Source organism: Myxococcota bacterium, from assembly GCA_035498015.1.
Classification (GTDB): Bacteria; Myxococcota_A; UBA9160; order SZUA-336; family SZUA-336; genus VGRW01.
In genome coordinates, this window is sequence record DATKAO010000132.1 from 1 (window position 1) to 14,871 (window position 14,871).

At 70.0% G+C, this 14,871-nt stretch carries 16 protein-coding genes; 9 read left to right on the forward strand and 7 right to left on the reverse strand.

From position 1 onward, the window contains the following. The first annotated feature begins 56 nt into the window (after positions 1 to 56). The 5 genes from VMR86_11705 (at position 57) to VMR86_11725 (ending at position 4,276) form a co-directional block, all read left to right on the forward strand. On the forward strand, positions 57 to 1,010 hold the full coding sequence (locus VMR86_11705; protein ID HTO07706.1) for a DUF455 family protein: 954 nt from the start codon (positions 57 to 59) through the stop codon (positions 1,008 to 1,010). Next, on the forward strand, positions 1,007 to 1,684 hold the full coding sequence (locus VMR86_11710; protein HTO07707.1) for a hypothetical protein: 678 nt from the start codon (positions 1,007 to 1,009) through the stop codon (positions 1,682 to 1,684). The genes VMR86_11705 and VMR86_11710 overlap by 4 nt, the downstream gene beginning before the upstream one ends. Positions 1,685 to 1,758: 74 nt before the next feature. After that, positions 1,759 to 2,508 (forward strand): hypothetical protein, encoded by a 750-nt coding sequence (locus VMR86_11715; protein HTO07708.1) that lies wholly within the window; start codon positions 1,759 to 1,761, stop codon positions 2,506 to 2,508. 141 nt (positions 2,509 to 2,649) lie between these two features. Next, the gene (locus VMR86_11720) at positions 2,650 to 3,351 is read left to right on the forward strand and encodes a PEP-CTERM sorting domain-containing protein (protein HTO07709.1); all 702 of its coding nucleotides are present in this window, start codon (positions 2,650 to 2,652) and stop codon (positions 3,349 to 3,351) included. A gap of 220 nt (positions 3,352 to 3,571) precedes the next feature. Further along, positions 3,572 to 4,276, forward strand: coding sequence for a PEP-CTERM sorting domain-containing protein (locus VMR86_11725; GenBank protein ID HTO07710.1), 705 nt, complete (start codon positions 3,572 to 3,574; stop codon positions 4,274 to 4,276). A 61-nt stretch (positions 4,277 to 4,337) separates the two neighbouring features. Here the strand turns inward: VMR86_11725 and VMR86_11730 are convergent, their stop codons facing one another. Continuing rightward, the gene (locus tag VMR86_11730) at positions 4,338 to 5,876 is read right to left on the reverse strand and encodes an aldehyde dehydrogenase family protein (GenBank protein HTO07711.1); all 1,539 of its coding nucleotides are present in this window, start codon (positions 5,874 to 5,876) and stop codon (positions 4,338 to 4,340) included. Between the two features lie 25 nt (positions 5,877 to 5,901). Between VMR86_11730 and VMR86_11735 the strand changes: the two genes are divergently transcribed. Together VMR86_11735 and VMR86_11740 are read left to right on the forward strand one after the other, a co-directional pair. Continuing rightward, positions 5,902 to 6,558 carry an EthD domain-containing protein gene (locus VMR86_11735; protein HTO07712.1) on the forward strand — a complete coding sequence of 219 codons (657 nt, stop codon included), beginning with the start codon at positions 5,902 to 5,904 and terminating at the stop codon, positions 6,556 to 6,558. An 8-nt stretch (positions 6,559 to 6,566) separates the two neighbouring features. Then, positions 6,567 to 7,784 (forward strand): cytochrome P450, encoded by a 1,218-nt coding sequence (locus tag VMR86_11740; GenBank protein HTO07713.1) that lies wholly within the window; start codon positions 6,567 to 6,569, stop codon positions 7,782 to 7,784. Here the strand turns inward: VMR86_11740 and VMR86_11745 are convergent. Next, positions 7,773 to 8,846, reverse strand: a complete 1,074-nt coding sequence (locus VMR86_11745; protein HTO07714.1) for a hypothetical protein — start codon at positions 8,844 to 8,846, stop codon at positions 7,773 to 7,775. The genes VMR86_11740 and VMR86_11745 overlap by 12 nt on opposite strands. 2 nt (positions 8,847 to 8,848) lie before the next feature. Continuing rightward, complete coding sequence (locus tag VMR86_11750; protein HTO07715.1) at positions 8,849 to 9,805, reverse strand: Rieske 2Fe-2S domain-containing protein; 957 nt, start codon at positions 9,803 to 9,805, stop codon at positions 8,849 to 8,851. A 115-nt stretch (positions 9,806 to 9,920) separates the two neighbouring features. Between VMR86_11750 and VMR86_11755 the strand changes: the two genes are divergently transcribed. Together VMR86_11755 and VMR86_11760 are read left to right on the forward strand one after the other, a co-directional pair. Beyond that, a complete protein-coding gene (locus VMR86_11755) occupies positions 9,921 to 10,709 on the forward strand; it encodes a fumarylacetoacetate hydrolase family protein (GenBank protein ID HTO07716.1) in 789 nt (262 codons plus the stop codon). 15 nt (positions 10,710 to 10,724) lie between these two features. Next, a complete protein-coding gene (locus VMR86_11760; GenBank protein HTO07717.1) occupies positions 10,725 to 11,786 on the forward strand; it encodes a phosphotransferase family protein in 1,062 nt (353 codons plus the stop codon). 14 nt (positions 11,787 to 11,800) lie between these two features. Here the strand turns inward: VMR86_11760 and VMR86_11765 are convergent, their stop codons facing one another. From VMR86_11765 to VMR86_11780, 4 genes are all read right to left on the reverse strand, one after another. Further along, positions 11,801 to 13,222, reverse strand: coding sequence for an aldehyde dehydrogenase family protein (locus VMR86_11765; protein HTO07718.1), 1,422 nt, complete (start codon positions 13,220 to 13,222; stop codon positions 11,801 to 11,803). Between the two features lie 58 nt (positions 13,223 to 13,280). After that, entirely contained in the window at positions 13,281 to 14,039 is a 759-nt protein-coding gene (locus VMR86_11770; GenBank protein ID HTO07719.1) for a hypothetical protein, read from the reverse strand. Next, positions 14,036 to 14,293: a hypothetical protein gene (locus VMR86_11775; GenBank protein ID HTO07720.1), complete on the reverse strand. Its 258-nt coding sequence runs from the start codon at positions 14,291 to 14,293 to the stop codon at positions 14,036 to 14,038. Before VMR86_11775 ends, VMR86_11770 begins: the two co-directional genes overlap by 4 nt. A 97-nt stretch (positions 14,294 to 14,390) precedes the next feature. Beyond that, positions 14,391 to 14,867, reverse strand: a complete 477-nt coding sequence (locus VMR86_11780; GenBank protein HTO07721.1) for a VOC family protein — start codon at positions 14,865 to 14,867, stop codon at positions 14,391 to 14,393. Positions 14,868 to 14,871: the final 4 nt, after the last annotated feature.

The following is a 14,871-nucleotide window of genomic DNA, read 5'->3' on the forward strand; positions in this document are numbered from 1 at the left end:
GTTGACGCGGCCGCCGGCGGGGCGCGAAACTCCCCCGAACACCTACGGGGGAGAGCATGAAACGCTTCATCGCCCATCACGAGCTCGCGCGTGACAGCCGTTTCATCCGGCAGGACAACATCGCGGCCACCGTGCTGTCGACCCTGCCCGACGACGTGGACAAGGTCGTCGAGATGTTCGACCGACTCACTCCGATCATCGAGGTCTCGGTGCGCGGCACCGCGGCCGAGCCGCTCTACGAGGAGTACGGTCCGGCGTTCGGCCTGGTCACGCTGAACGAGCCACTCAAGCACGACGACCCCGCGGTCACCACGCGGCTCTTGCTGCGCATGCACGGCATCTTCGTCGGCGAGTTACAGGCGCTCGAGGGCGCCGGCCGCTCGCTCTGGGATTTCCCCGAGGCGCCATGGGAGTTCAAGATGAACATGGCGCGCCAGTGCTGGGACGAGGCGCGCCACGTCCAGATCTACGAGAAGCTGCTCGTGCACTGCGGCGGCAGCGTCGGAATGTTCCCGGAGTCGAGCTTCCTGTTCGAGTGCGCCTGCTCCGACGATCCCGCGCTGCGCGTGGCCGGAGTGAATCGCGGCCTCGAGGGACTCGCGTGCGACGTGTTCCGCGACATGATCCGATACGCCCAGCAGTCCGGCGACGAGAAGATGCAGCAGGCCGTCGACTACGTGCTCGCCGACGAGCTCACTCACGTGCGCTTCGGCAGTGAGTGGGTCAAGGAGTTCACCAAGAACGACCCCGCGCGCTTCGAGGCGGCGCAGGAGTTCCGGCGCCAGGTCGACAAGCAGTTCAGCTTCGGCGGCTCGCGCTCGGACCGCGAGGACGCGGCGATCCGCATCGCGCGCGAGGACCGGATCGAGGCCGGCTTCACCGAGCAGGAGCTCGAGGAGCTGACCACGATCTCGGCGGGCGGGCCCTCGCGCGAGACCCTGCGCAAGGCGGCCGAGATGCTGCGCATGAAGCACCTGGCGCGGAAGGCCGCGGCGGAGAAGCGGGCATGAGCGACACCCGGCTCTACCCCGGCACCGGCAAGGACGAGCGCACCACGTTCGCGCCCTATTCGGCCTTCGAGATCCCGGCCGACCTGCGCGAGCTGCACGGGCGCTACGACGTCGAGTCGATGGCCCGCCGCGTGCGGAATTTCCGCTACGCGGAAGAGTGGATCATGATGGCCATGGGCGGCTGGGTGGCCACGATCCCCGAGATCCCCGTGAAGACCGGGCTCGGCAAGATCATCTGGGAGTCCGCCCAGGCCGCCGACGCGCTGGGCAAGCGCCTGCCGGAGCTGCGCTGCGGCCGGAAGGCCGTGGCGGCCTCCGAGTCCGCGAACCAGGGCTTCGCCGACTTCGTCCAGGCCGTGACCGAGCCGGAGCGCCCGGACCAGACGATCGAGAAGCTGGTCGGGGTGTTCGACGTGCTGAAGCCGCACCTGGTCGAGGTCTACGAGCGCACCATGCGCGAGACCGACCAGATCGCCGACGCGCCCACGATCGAGATCCTGGACGAGGTGGTGCGGAAGTCCCGGCGGCACCTGGCGTGGGCCCAGGAGGTCCTGGACCGGCTGTGCGACACCGACGCCCGCCGCGAGCGGCGCCGGACCCGCGCGGCCAGCCTGCGGGCCAGGCTGATCGCCTGCGGGGGCGTCACGGGCGACATGGCGGCCGGCTCGGCCTGAGCGGCCCCCAGGCCCCGCCAAACCCCACGGGAAATTTCCCACAAAGCACACCCGCCGCTGGTATCCTCACGGGCATGAAGAAGGCCGCGCTTCTCGCCGTCGGGGCGTGCGTTTTGGCTTTGGGACGACTCGCGAGCGCTGGGTCGATCGGAACGCCCCCGCCGAGCGACTTCTCGGTCGTGGTGACGTCCAGCGCCGGGGGCGACCCGTTGAGCGTGCATCCCCCCCTGGCCTCCAATGGCGATGGCTCGTTCTCGGGTACGGCCATGGGCACGACCTCGAGCTTCCTTTTCTCGTCGACGTACACCGTGAACGCCGATCCGACGATCTCCGGCTCGTTCTCGCTCACGAACTTGAGCTCCTCGACCCAGCTCTTCAGCGTGAGCGCGACCATCTCCGGGGTGCCGCTCGCGGGACCGACCTCGTTCACCGGCACCTACTTCGAATCGACCTACTCGGACGACAACTCCGACGGCTCCGTGAGCTTCGCCTCCCCGACGCTGGCCATGCCGGGCACTCAGGCCTTCATGAAGGGCCTGATCGACGCCGCGGCCGTGGGCCAGATCGGCGCCTTCAACGACCTCGCCACGGGCGACGCGCAGATCTCCGGGACTCAAGGCCCGGAGACCTTCTCCGGGTCCGGTCCGGGAGTGACTTCCTCGATCGGGGTGGCTTTCGCCTTCAGCGTGTCTCCCGGAGACCGCGTTCAAGTCCCGTTCGAATTCGACGTCGTACCGGAACCGGACGGAATCGCGACCTTCGCCATGGGATTCGCACTGTTTCTTTGCACATTTGCGCAAAAAAGAGCTTCCAGTTCGAAATGAGGGTCTGGTAGGATTCGGCCCACGGGTGAGGTTGCTGCACACCTCGTCTGGCGCGCGCAAACGCATCATGCGCGTGAAAATCGGAGGGAAACCATGGACGTGAGGGGGCTGCGAAGGGCACTGATCGGACTCAGTGCCGCAGTGGCGGTCGTCGTGGGAACCAGCGCCAACGCCGCACCGGTCGTCGGTGTGACCATCGACTCGGCGGACGCGGCAACGGGCATCGCGAACGGTCACTACGCGGTCGATCTCGAGACCACCGCCAACGGCGACGGGAGTTACGGTCTCTCGGGCCTGGGCTACGACACGGGGTTCCAGTGCAACTGGGATCTCACGGTCAATCCCGACCCGCAGATCACCAGCTCGTTCACGCTGATGAACCTGTCGCCGAACCCTACGAACTTCACCATGACCATCACGCTGCCGATCGCGGCCATCGGCCCGAACACGGTTCGCGGCGGTTACTACGGCGATCCGGTCACCGGTACGACTTACACGGACACGAGCGGCGACGCGAACGTGACTCTGGCGAGCGTCGGTGCCTTCTACACGGCGCTGGTCAACAACGTGGTGTCGATGTCACTCGGTTCCTTCAGCCAGAACGCGAACGGCGGCGCGGGCATCCAGGGCAACCTCTCGCAGCAGTCTTGGGGCACGCCGATCCCGAGCGCTCCGTTCGGCGCGGCGACCGGCAACATGGTGATCAAGTGGAGCTTCAGCCTGACCGGCGGCGACCAGGTCCAGACCAAGGGCTTCTTCCAGGTCGAGGCCCCGGAGCCGAGCACGGTGCTGCTGGGCCTCCTGGCCCTCGGCGGCCTGGCCCTCGCCCGCAAGCGCGCCTGAAGTCAGTCCAGCCCGAATCACCATCGAACGCCGCGTTCTTCGGAACGCGGCGTTCGCGCTTTCTGCAGAAAGTTGCACGTAGGCCTGCCCATCCCTGGTAGGATTCTGACTACGGGTGGATGTTGGGAAGGTCCCCCGTGCGCACAGCGCATCCTGTGCGGGAACCGGTGCGGAGCTTGGAGGGAGACCAATGGGCGCAAGGGGACTGCGAAGGGCACTCGTGTGTGCCGCCGTCGGTGTGTGCGTTGCGAGCATCGCTCACGCCGCGCCGGTGGTGGGCGTGACCATCGACTCGGCCGACGCCGCGACCGGCGCTGCCACGGGTCACTACGCGATCGATCTCGAGACCGCCGCCAACGGCGACGGTACCTACGGTCTGTCGGGCCTCGGCTACGACGCGGGGTTCCAGTGCAACTGGGATCTCACGGTCAATCCCGACCCACAGATCACCAGCACGTTCACGCTCTTGAACCTGTCAGGGAACACCCAGAACTTCACCATGACCATCACGCTGCCGATCGCGACCATCAGCCCGAACACGGTGCGCGGCGGTTACTTCGGCGATGGGGTCACCGGCACGACGTTCACCGACACGAGCGGCAATGGCAACGTGACTCTGTCGAGCGTCGGCTTCTTCTACACGGCGCTGGTGAACAACGTCGTGTCGCAGAGCCTGGGCACGTTCAGCCAGAGCTCGAGCACGTCGGCCAGCCTGCCGCAGCAAGCGTGGGGCACGCCGATCCCGAGCCAGGCATTCGGCGCGGCGACCACCAACATGCAGATCGTGTGGAGCTTCAGCCTGACCGGCGGCGACCAGGTCCAGACCAAGGGCTTCTTCCAGGTCGAGACCCCGGAGCCGAGCACGGTGTTGCTGAGCCTCCTGGCGCTCGGCGGACTGGCGACCGCCCGCAAGCTCCGCCGCTAGTCACTCGCCCGTCTGAGTCACTTTCGAACGCCGCGTTCTCCGGAACGCGGCGTTCGTGCGTTCAGGACAGCCAGCGGCCGAGCGGCGTGCCGAACAAGAAGCGGATCAGCTTCTTCATGCCCTGGTCCTTGGCCTCGCCGTACGGATAGTGAGTCGCGGCCTGCCGGCCGCCCCAGCGGTCGCGGATGATGGGCAGCGCCTGGGTGTAGCCGCGCAAGCCGTCGCGGCCGTGCACGTGACCGACGCCGCTCTGCTTGCGCCCCCCGAACGGCGCCTCGGGGACGCCGTAGGTCATGGTGAGGTCGTTGATGCACACGCTGCCGGAGTCGATGCGGCGGGCGAGCTCGCCGGCCAGACGCGCGTCGCGCGTCCACACGTTGGCGCCCAGGCCGTAGCTCGTGTCGTTGGCACGCGCGATCGCCTCGTCGAGGTCGCGCACGCGCACGATCGGCAGCACCGGCCCGAAGTTCTCCTCGCGCATCAGCGCCATGTCGTCGCGCACGCCGACCAGCACCGTGGGCTCGAAGAAGTGGCCTTTGAGCCGCGGGTTCCGTCGGCCGCCCACGAGCGCGGTGGCGCCGCCTGCGATCGCCTCGTCGACCTGGCGCGCCACGATCTCGAGCTGGCGCGGCCAGAACATGGCCCCCACGTCGAACTCGCCCGAGGCCTCCTGGCGCAGGGCCTTCGTGCGGGCCACGACCTTTTCGATGAACCGGTCCGCGACCTCCTCCACCACGTAGACCCGCTCGGTGCCGCAGCAGAACTGGCCGGAGTTCAGGAAGCCGCCGGCGATCGCGCCGCCCGCGGCGGCGTCGAGATCGGCGTCGGCGCACACGATCATCGGGTCCTTGCCGCCGAGCTCGAGCGTGCACGGGATCAGCCGCTCGGCGCAGGCGACCGCCACGCGCCGGCCGGTGGCCACGCTGCCGGTGAACGAGATCTTGTCGACCCCCGCCTCGCACAGCGCGGCGCCGGTCTCGCCATCGCCCACCAGGAGCTCGAGCACGCCCTCGGGCAGCCCGGCCTCGCGGAACAGGTCGGCGACGATCCGGCCCGAGAACGGAGTCACCTCCGAGGGCTTGAGCAGCACCGCGTTCCCGGCGAGCAGGGCCTGCACGGTCGGGTCGAGCGACAGGATCACCGGCCCGTTCCAGGGGCTGATCACGCCCACCACGCCCAGCGGCCGGTAGGCGATCTCGAGCTTCTTGGTGAAGCGCAAAAGCCCGTGCAGCGGCACGCGCTCGGTGCGCAGCAATGCCGGCGCGCGCTTGGACCAGTAGGTCATCGAGTCACAGGCGGCGAAGACCTCCATCATGCGGGCTTCGGTCGCGGGCTTGCCGGACTCACGCACCACGACCTCGACGATCCGGTCCTGCTTCTCGATCAAGAGGCCCAGCGCGCGCTGCACGTAGCGCACGCGCTCGCCGACGCTCTGCGCCGCCCAGGCGGGCTGCGCCTTGCGCGCGCGCTCGAGCGCGGCGCGCACGTCGGAGGCGTTCTGGACCTCGATCTCGCCGATCGGCTCGCCGGTCACGGGGCTCGAGATCGCCAGGCGCCGGCGCGCGCCCGGGGCGACTTCGACGGGTGTCACGATGGCCATACGCGCGCGAGTGTACCATCGGCCCGTGGTCGAGATTTTCTTCCTGTGCGCGCGGCGCGCCGACCTGTCACACCTGGCGTATTCGGCGCACCTGCTCGAGCGGCACGCCCCGCTCGCCCTGCAGCACCACCCGCGGCTGCGGGGCTACACCGTGTACGACGTGGAGGAGGCGCTGCCGCCCGCCGAGCCGATCGACAGCGTGAACGCGCTGGCCTTCGACTCACTCCAGGACTACGAGCGAGGTCTGTACGCCTCGGTCGAGGGCGAGCGCCTGGTGAGCGAGGACCACGCGCGCTTCCTGGGCGGCGCCTCGGGCTACGCCGGCCACCTGCGCGTCTTGCACGACTCCGGTCCCGCCCCCGCGCACTGGCTGTGCGCGCTGCGCCGGCGCGCGGGCCTGGATGCCCAGCGCTTCAGCGCGGAGCTCGTGCCCGAGCTGCTCGCGGGCCAGCCCGCGGCCACGCGCGTGGCCCTGCTCGAGGTCGAGCGCCGGCTCTTTCCCGACGCTGCGCCCGAGTGGGACGCCTTCCTGTGCCTGGGCTTCGCCGACGCCGCGCGCCGGCCGGTGCACCCGTTCGCCTCGCCCGACTGCGCCATGTCGCTGCGCAAGGCGGCCGCGGCGCTGTGCGCGGCCAGCGCGCTCTGGCGCGCGCAGGCGCACGTGCTGCGCCGCGCGGGCTAGGATGGGCCATGGCGCAGCGCCCGCACATCGATCTCGTCGACCCCGCGAGCTTCGCGAACGGCCAGCCGCACGATCAGTTCCAGTGGCTGCGCGAGCACGACCCGGTGCACTGGCACGCGGAGCGCGACGGGCCCGGCTTCTTCGCCGTCACCCGCCACGCCGACGTGACCGCGGTGGGCCGTGACTCGGCGACCTTCTCCTCGACCCACACGATCCTGATCCAGGACCCGCCGCCGGGGACCGAGCTCGACTTCGGCGAGTCGGGAATGATGCTCACCATGGACCCGCCGAAACACACCCGCTACCGGCGGATCGTGAGCCGCGAGTTCACGCCGCGCGCATCGGCGGCGCTGGGCCCGCGCATCGGAGAGCTCGCCAAGCAGATCATCGACGCGGTGATCGAACGCGGCGAGTGCGACCTGGTGGACGACATCGCGGGCGAGCTCCCGTCGTACGTGATCGCCGAGCTCTTGGGCATCCCGCTCGACGACGGACGCGAGCTGTACCGGCTCACCGAGGCCATCCACGCCGCGCCCGAGTCACTGCCGCCCGGTGCCGCGGGCGCGGCGGCCATGCAGATGTTCCAGTACGCCCAGGGCGTGATCCGCGAGAAGCGCGCGCGCCCGGGCGCGGACCTGGCGACCAAGATCCTGAACGCCGAGGTCGACGGCCAGCGCTTCACGGAGATCGACTTCCAGCTGTTCTTCCTGCTCCTGGTCGACGCCGGCGGAGACACCACGCGCAACCTCGTGGGCGGGGGCATGCTGGCGCTGTTCGAGCACCCCGAGCAGCGTGCGCAGCTCGCCGCTCGGCTCGACTCACTCCTGCCGGGCGCGGTCGAGGAGATGCTGCGCTGGGTGTCTCCGGTGGTCTACATGCGCCGCACCGCCACGCGCGACGCCGAGCTCGCAGGCACGAAGATCCGCAAGGGCCAGAAGGTGGTCATGTACTACGGCTCGGCGAACCGCGACCCGCGCGCGTTCGCCGACCCGGAGCGCTTCGACGTCTCGCGCGATCCCAACCCGCACGTGGCGTTCGGCGGCGGCGGCGCTCACTTCTGCCTGGGCGCGCACATCGCGCGCATCGAGATCGAGGCCATGCTGCGCGAGATCTTGCGCCGCATTCCCGACGTCGAGCCGGCCGGCCCCACCGAGTGGCTGCCCTCGACCTTCATCTCGGGCCCCAAGCACATGCCGGTCCGGTTCAGGCCGAAGTCACTTCGCTAGCTGGTGCAGCCGGGCCGGGTTGTCGACCAGCACCTGCTGGATCTGCGCCTCGCTCGCGCCGCAGTCGCGCAGCCAGGGCACCACGTGCTCGAGCACGTGGGCGTAGCCCCAGCCGCCGAAGGCCTTGTAACAGGTCTTCCAGCCGATCTCGTTGCCGATCAGCACGCGGTCGGCGTGACCGGCTTCGAGCAGCCGCATCACGGCGTCGATCTCCTCCTTGTCGCGCGGGAACGCGCGGCCCGGACCGACGATCTCGTAGTACTCCTCGTGCCCGAAGTGGTCGTACGACACGAAGCCCAGCCCGCGCCGCAGCACGTGCCGGGCCACGTCCGCCGAGTAGAAGCCCATGTGCGAGAGATACACCTTGGACAGGTCCGCACCCTCGGCCTCGAGCAGGTCGAGATAGAAGTCGAGGTGGTGCTTGGGTGTCTCGCGCGAGCCGTGGGTGCCACCGTTGGGGTGCACGGTGAGCGACGCGCCGGTGCGCGCCTGCGCCCGCGCGGCCCCGCGCAGCACCTTCTCCTCGCCCGGCAGGCACGGCACGTCGGGCATGCCGCTGCAGCCGATCTCGCCGATGTTGCCGGCGCGCACGCCGCTGTCGCCGATGCCCTCCGTGAGCTCGCGCACCATGGCGTCGGCCAGCGCGCCGACGTCGAGCGCTGCGACCTCGGGCGGGTGACTCGCCTCGGTGTAGAAGCCGGTCGACGCGATCACGTGCAGGCCGGTCGCGCGCGAGATGCGCTGCAGCGCGGCCACGTCGCGGCCGATGCCCGGCAGCTCCATGTCGACCAGCGCTCCGCCGCCCGCGCGCTTGAACTCCGCCGCTTCGCGGATCGTGAGCTCGACGTCGGACTGCACCAGGTTGTCGCGCACCACCAGGCCGTTGCGCCGCGCCAGGCCCAGGTTCTCGAGCCCGAGCGGCTTGCCCGCCACGCGCGCCACCTCCGGGTCGGTGGGCGGCGCGTACCAGCACGAGATGTCGAGCGTGAGATGCACGTGCGACATCGCCGCGCCGAGGTCGGCAGGGGCGATCGGGCCCAGAACCGTCTCGATGCGCGCCATGGCTAGAAGCGGTCGATGCCGGCGTCGGTCGAGTAGAACTGCTTGTACCAGCGGCGGAACCGGCCCACGTCGCCGTCGTTCTCGGCGAGCAGAGGCTGCGGGCGGTAGACCTTCTGGTTCCAGAGCTTGAAGTCGAGCTCCCAGTCACTCGCGTAGAAGTCGAAGAAGCCTTCGAGCTCGGCCTTGGTCGCGGGCTCGGACTTCTTCGCGTAGTAGGTGTGCACGACCTCGCACTGCTCGTCGTCGATCGGCGTCAGCGTCTGGATCGAGACACCGGCCATGCGCCCGGTGACTCGCGTGAGCGACAGACCGGGCCCGTACATGAACGAGCGGAACGAGCTCTCGCCAAGGGCGTTGGTCTGCGCGTCGGCCTCGCGCTTCAGGTCGAGCACCAGCGTGGCGATCGCGCCCTCGCCCTGCCAGTTCACCTTCTCGATCTGCATGCCGTGCACGTGCGCGAAGTGCTGGATATCGACCGCGTTCTCGTACATCTCCTGGATGTGGGTCTGGAGCTCCCAGCGCACCCGCTTGTACTTGTAGTAGCTCGGGTCGCTGGCCTCGGGGATCTCTGGGACCTCGAACTCGGGCGCCTTGTCCTCGGCGTGGTGCCAGACCATGACGTAGCCGTTCTGCTCGCGGGTCTCCCAGGCGCGGATGCGCGCGAGTGCCGGGATCTTCTTCGCGTAGGGCACGTCGGTGCAGCGGCCGTCGCCCGCCCAGCGCCAGCCGTGGAAGGGGCACTGCAGGTCGCCGCCGACCACCTTGCCGCCCACGCCCAGGTGCGCGCCCAGGTGCGGGCAGTAGGCGTCGAGCACGTGTGCCACGCCGTCCTCGCCGCGGTAGGCGACCAGGTCGCGGCCGAGCTGGTGGATGGGCTTCACGTCGCCGATCGCCAGCTCGTCGCTGAACACCACCTTGAACCAGCCGTTGGGCGAGTGCGGCAGGGGGATGCGCTTCATGGGTGCTCCCGGCTCGGGTTTAGAACATGTTTCAGTCGCGTCATTATCCCCTCCCGGCGCGGCCCGTGTCCACGGCAGTTGTGCGCGCAGGGGTCGGCATGGCACAACCCGAGCCATGGCGCTCTCGGAGCTGCAAGTCGACTCGGCGGCCACGCTGCTCGTCGCGGCGTTGCGTGCGCTGCGGCCGCGCCCCGCCCTGCCGCGTGACTGCGCGCCGTCGAGCCTGGCCGACGCGTACGCCATCCAGGACCGCTTCGTGGCCCGGCTCGCCCGGCCGGTCGGCTACAAGATCGGTTACTCGAACGAGGTCGTGCAGCGCGCGTTCGGCATCTCGGAGCCCGTGTTCGGCCGGCTGCTCGAGGGCCGGGTGCACCCGAGCCCCGCCCGGCTGCCGTCGGCGGGCTTCGCCACGCGCGTGGTCGAGACCGAGTTCGGCGTGCGCATGGCGCGCGCGCTCCCGCCGCGCGCCGAGCCCTACTCACTCGATGAAGTGACCCGCTCGGTGGCCGCCGTGATGCCTTCGTTCGAGATCGTCGACTCACGCTTCGAGGAGTGGCGAAAGCTCACGCCGCTCGAGGCCGTCGCCGACAACGTGCTTCACAGTCAGTGGGTGACGGGGCTCGAGCGGACCGAGCTCGCGGGCCTGGACCTGGCCGAGATCGCGGTCGTGACGCGCGTGAACGGGCGCGAGGCGACCCGCGGCTCCGGCGCGGCCGTGCTGGGCTCGCCCTACCGCGCGCTCCATTGGCTGGCCAACGCGCTCGCGCAGCAAGGGCGCGGGCTCGGCGCAGGCGAGTGGGTAACCACCGGCTCCTGCACGGCGGTGCTCGAGCTCTCGCCCGGCGACGTGGCCGAGGCCGACTTCGGCCCGCTCGGTTCGGTCCGCGTCGAGTTCCCCGTCTAAGTTAGAATTCGCGCCATGAGCGGAAGCGAGGCCGAAGGCGTCGTTCGGGGCATCCAGCAGCAGCGCGTGTCCGAGTGGCTCTCCGCCCACATCGCGGGCGCCCGGGGCCCGTTCGAGTTCTCGCTGATCGCCGGCGGGCACTCGAACCTCACCTACCGCGTGCGCGATGCGGCGGGCGAGCTGTTCGTGCTGCGGCGGCCGCCGCTGGGCGCGGTGCTCGCGACCGCCCACGACATGGCCCGCGAGCACAAGATCATCGCCGCGGTCGGGCGACACACCTCGGTGCCCGTCGCCCCGGCGCTCGGGCTGTGCGAGGACTCCGAGGTCAACGGCGCGCCCTTCTACGTGATGAAGTTCGTGGAGGGCCACGTGATCGCCGACTCGGCCACGGTCGCGCGCCTGTTCTCGGAAGCGCAGCGGCGCGAGATCGGCGAGTCACTGATCGACGTGCTGGCGCGTCTGCACCGGGTCGACCCGGACGCGATCGGCCTGGGTGACCTGGGGCGCAAGGACTCGTACCTGCCGCGCCAGCTCCACCGCTGGCGCACGCAGTGGGAGAACTCGAAGACGCGCGAGCTGCCGGCCATGGAAGAGGTGCACGAGGCGCTGGTCGCCATGATGCCGCCGCAGAAGGACGCGACGATCGTCCACGGTGACTACCGGCTGGGCAACTGCATCACGGGCGACGACCGGCGCATCCAGGCGGTGCTCGATTGGGAGCTGTGCACGCTGGGCGACCCGATGGCCGACATCGGGTACCTGATGAACAACTGGGCCGAGCCCGGCGAGGTCGGCGGCTCGGCCGCAGCCGCGGCCGCGCCTTCGGCGGCGGGCGGCTTCCAGTCGCGCGCCGAGATCCTCGCCAGCTACTCGCAGAAGACGGGCCGCGACGTGTCGAACGTGGACTACTACCGCGCCTTCCAGTACTGGCGCCTGGCCGCGATCGTCGAGGGAGTCATGGCGCGTTACCTGAAGGGCGTGATGGGCGGCAAGGCCGACACCACGGCCTTCCGCGCGCAGATCGACGGCCTCGCCCAGAGCGCAGTCACTCTCGTCCGCACGCTGAAGGCGCGCTAGGGCCGGGCTGCCGTCTAGAGAAACTGAAGCGCCTTCGGCTCGAGATACTCTTCGAGGCCGTACTTCCCGAGCTCGCGGCCGTTCCCCGACTGTTTCACGCCGCCGAACGGCGCGTGGGGATTGAACGGCGCCCCGTTGATGTCGAGCTGCGCCGTCCGGATCCGCCGTGCGACGCGCCGCGCGCGCTCCGCGTCGCGCGACCAGACCGCGCCGCCGAGGCCGTAGATCGTGTCGTTGGCGATGCGCACCGCGTCGTCTTCGCCGTCGTAGGGCAGGATCGTGCAGACCGGCCCGAAGATCTCCTCCTGGGCGATCTTCATGTCGCTGCGCACGTCGCAAAAGAGTGTCGGGCGGACGTAGTAGCCACGCTCCAGGCCCGCGGGCGGCTCCGTCCCGCCGGCCAGGAGCCGTGCGCCTTGATCGATTCCAGACTGGATGTAGCCCCGCACGCGCTCGCGCTGCGTCGCCGAGACGAGCGGCCCGAGTCGCTCCTTGCCCTGCCGCGGGTCGCCCACGCCGTTCCCGCGGCGCAGCTCGTCGAGGGCGAGCGCCGCCGCTTCGGCCTGCCGCTCGCGCGGCACCAGCATGCGGGTCCACGACGCGCACGTCTGCCCGCAGTTGATGAAGGCGTGATTCAAGCTCGCGCGCACCGCCTTCTCGAAGTCGGCGTCGTCGAGGATCACGCTCGCGGACTTGCCGCCCAGCTCGAGTGACACCTTCTTCACGGTCCTGGCCGCGAGCTCGGCCACGCGGCGCCCCGCGGCGGTCGAGCCCGTGAACGAGACCATGTCCACGCCCGGGTGAGAGACCATGGCTTCTCCCACCACCGGCCCCGCGCCGGAGAGGAAGTTGAACACCCCGCCCGGCACGACCGCACCCACGATCTCGGCCAGCATGAAGCACGACAGCGGCACGACCTCGCTCGGCTTCAGCACCATGGTGCAGCCCGCGGCCAGCGCCGGACCGAGCTTCGCCACGATCTGGTGCAGCGGGTAGTTCCAGGGCGTGATCGCGGCGATCACGCCCGCCGGCTCCTTCACGACCAGTGAGTTCCCGATCCGCTCCTCGAAGGAGTATGTCGCGAGCAGGTCGGCGTAGAACTGGATGGTGTTCGCCGGGAAGTCGACCATGAACTGCTCGGTCATGGGCCGCGGCGCGCCGAGCTCGCCGATGATCACCTCGACCAGCTCCGCGCGCCGCTTGCGGATGCCCTCGGCGATCTGGCGCAGCGCGTCGGCGCGCACGGCGGGGGCGGTCTCCGCCCAGCCGACGAAGGCGCGCCGCGCCGCGGTCACCGCGCGGTCGACGTCGACCGGGCTGCCCGCCGGCACACGGCCGATCACTTCCTCGGTCGACGCGTCGTGCACGTCGAAGTGACCACGGCCGTCGGGCGCGACCCACTCGCCAGCCACCAGGAACTTGTCGAAGACGATCATGACGCCGCCCATTCTAGTCCAGACGGGCTGCCGGCGGCTGGAGGAACCGGCGTCGGACTCAGCGTGCGGGCTGGGGGCGCGCGCGGGCCAGGATCAGGCGCTCGTAGCTCTCCGGCGCGAAGAACGCGAGATACCACACCCCGCTGCTCACGAGGCACGACGCGCAGATCGTGATCAGCGGCGCGGGATGGCGCGAGAAGTCGAGGCCCGCGAGGTTGTAGGCCAGGTTCATGAGGTCGAGCACGAAGCAGCTCGTGCCCCAGACCGCCCACAAGAGGAAGCGATTGCACACCACCGGGCTCGCCGCCCCGAGCGCGAGCCGCTTCTTCATCTTGGCGTGGAAGCGGAGTGACTCGAGACCGGTCCAGAGGAATGCCCCACCCCAGACGAGCACCATGATCGAGACGTACGGCCTGACCTCGGCCGGCATGGCCGTCGCTCCCGGCGCGCTCGGAGCCACGGACACCGAGCCCCACGACGCGAACAGGGCGAGCGCCACCGCGGCGCCGACGAGCAGCCGCGCCCAGCCGGCGCCCGGCCGGAACACCCGCCAGGTGAACAGGAGCGTCGCGGTCAGTGACACGCAGTTCCCGGCCTGCTGCGAGAGCTGGAAGGCTCGCGTGAGTCCCACGGAGAGCCCGGGCAGACCCATGACCAGGAGCGACGGAAGCGCCACGCTCGAGTAGGCGAAGATCCCGGTCCCGATCAGGAGCTCGGGGGACTGGCGCGTCTGACGTGCCACGAGCAGGAGACGTCCGCCGATCAGCGTTCCGACCGCACTGCACGACAGAACCGACAGGAGCACGAGCAGGCTCATGCGCTGCGCGCCTTTCCGAGCCGCTCGAAGATCCGGTCGGGCAGGCTCTCGCGCGAGCTCTCGCCGATGACTCCCAGCGCCTCGCGTATCCGCGCGCAGACACTCGCCACGTCGTCGACGTTCTGGCTCTCGAGCTGCTTCCGCAACAGCCGGTCGACGACGATCTGCATCTCGGCGACGCTGACGCTGCCGACGTCGAAGCCGCCGTCCATCAGCGCGAGCTGGATCGCTCCGCGGGCGGCCCAGTGGTCCATTCCCGCCGAGTGCTCCAGAACCTGCTGAACAGCGTCGCATGCAGGCGAGCTGGCCATGTCGCCGCTATCGGCCGGCGCGGGCGCAGATTGAGCGACCTCAGCGCGCGAGGGGCTTTCCGAACGGCGCGTACGGATCGCCCGGAATCTCGATCAGCTCGACCATCGTGCCGTCGCCGTCGGTCACGAACAGGAGCTTGGAGTTCCAGGCCGGATGCTCGATGCGCGTGTCGTCGAGGACGGGGAAGCCCGCGGCGCGGATCTTGGCGACGGTGGCGTCGAGATCGTCGACACGGAGCATCAGCGCCGCCATGCCGGTCTGGTTCATCGGCCGCGGCGCCGGGCCGCGCAGCGTGCCGGGCGCCCGAAACGCGAACAGCGCCAGGCGCACGCCGTCGCGCTCGACGAAGACGCTGGTCTGGTCGACCTCGGCAAGGCCGAGGAGCCTGGCCGAGAGCGCGTCGGCGACCACCGTCTCGCTGAGCGGCCGGAAGCCGAGCAGATCGCAGTAGAACTCGAGCGCGCGGCCCAGGTCCGACACGCAGATCCCGATGTGACCGACGCGCAGCACGGCCACGGCC

Bases quoted from the DNA above. Each gene is read 5' to 3' on its own strand.
- VMR86_11710 (HTO07707.1), top strand. From the start codon at position 1,007: ATGAGCGACACCCGGCTCTACCCCGGCACCGGCAAGGACGAGCGCACC.
- VMR86_11770 (HTO07719.1), bottom strand. From the start codon at position 14,039: ATGAGCCTGCTCGTGCTCCTGTCGGTTCTGTCGTGCAGTGCGGTCGGA.
- VMR86_11715 (HTO07708.1), top strand. From the start codon at position 1,759: ATGAAGAAGGCCGCGCTTCTCGCCGTCGGGGCGTGCGTTTTGGCTTTG.
- VMR86_11760 (HTO07717.1), top strand. From the start codon at position 10,725: ATGAGCGGAAGCGAGGCCGAAGGCGTCGTTCGGGGCATCCAGCAGCAG.
- VMR86_11765 (HTO07718.1), bottom strand. From the start codon at position 13,222: ATGATCGTCTTCGACAAGTTCCTGGTGGCTGGCGAGTGGGTCGCGCCC.
- VMR86_11755 (HTO07716.1), top strand. From the start codon at position 9,921: ATGGCGCTCTCGGAGCTGCAAGTCGACTCGGCGGCCACGCTGCTCGTC.
- VMR86_11705 (HTO07706.1), top strand. From the start codon at position 57: ATGAAACGCTTCATCGCCCATCACGAGCTCGCGCGTGACAGCCGTTTC.
- VMR86_11775 (HTO07720.1), bottom strand. From the start codon at position 14,293: ATGGACCACTGGGCCGCCCGCGGAGCGATCCAGCTCGCGCTGATGGAC.
- VMR86_11730 (HTO07711.1), bottom strand. From the start codon at position 5,876: ATGGCCATCGTGACACCCGTCGAAGTCGCCCCGGGCGCGCGCCGGCGC.
- VMR86_11750 (HTO07715.1), bottom strand. From the start codon at position 9,805: ATGAAGCGCATCCCCCTGCCGCACTCGCCCAACGGCTGGTTCAAGGTG.
- VMR86_11745 (HTO07714.1), bottom strand. From the start codon at position 8,846: ATGGCGCGCATCGAGACGGTTCTGGGCCCGATCGCCCCTGCCGACCTC.
- VMR86_11740 (HTO07713.1), top strand. From the start codon at position 6,567: ATGGCGCAGCGCCCGCACATCGATCTCGTCGACCCCGCGAGCTTCGCG.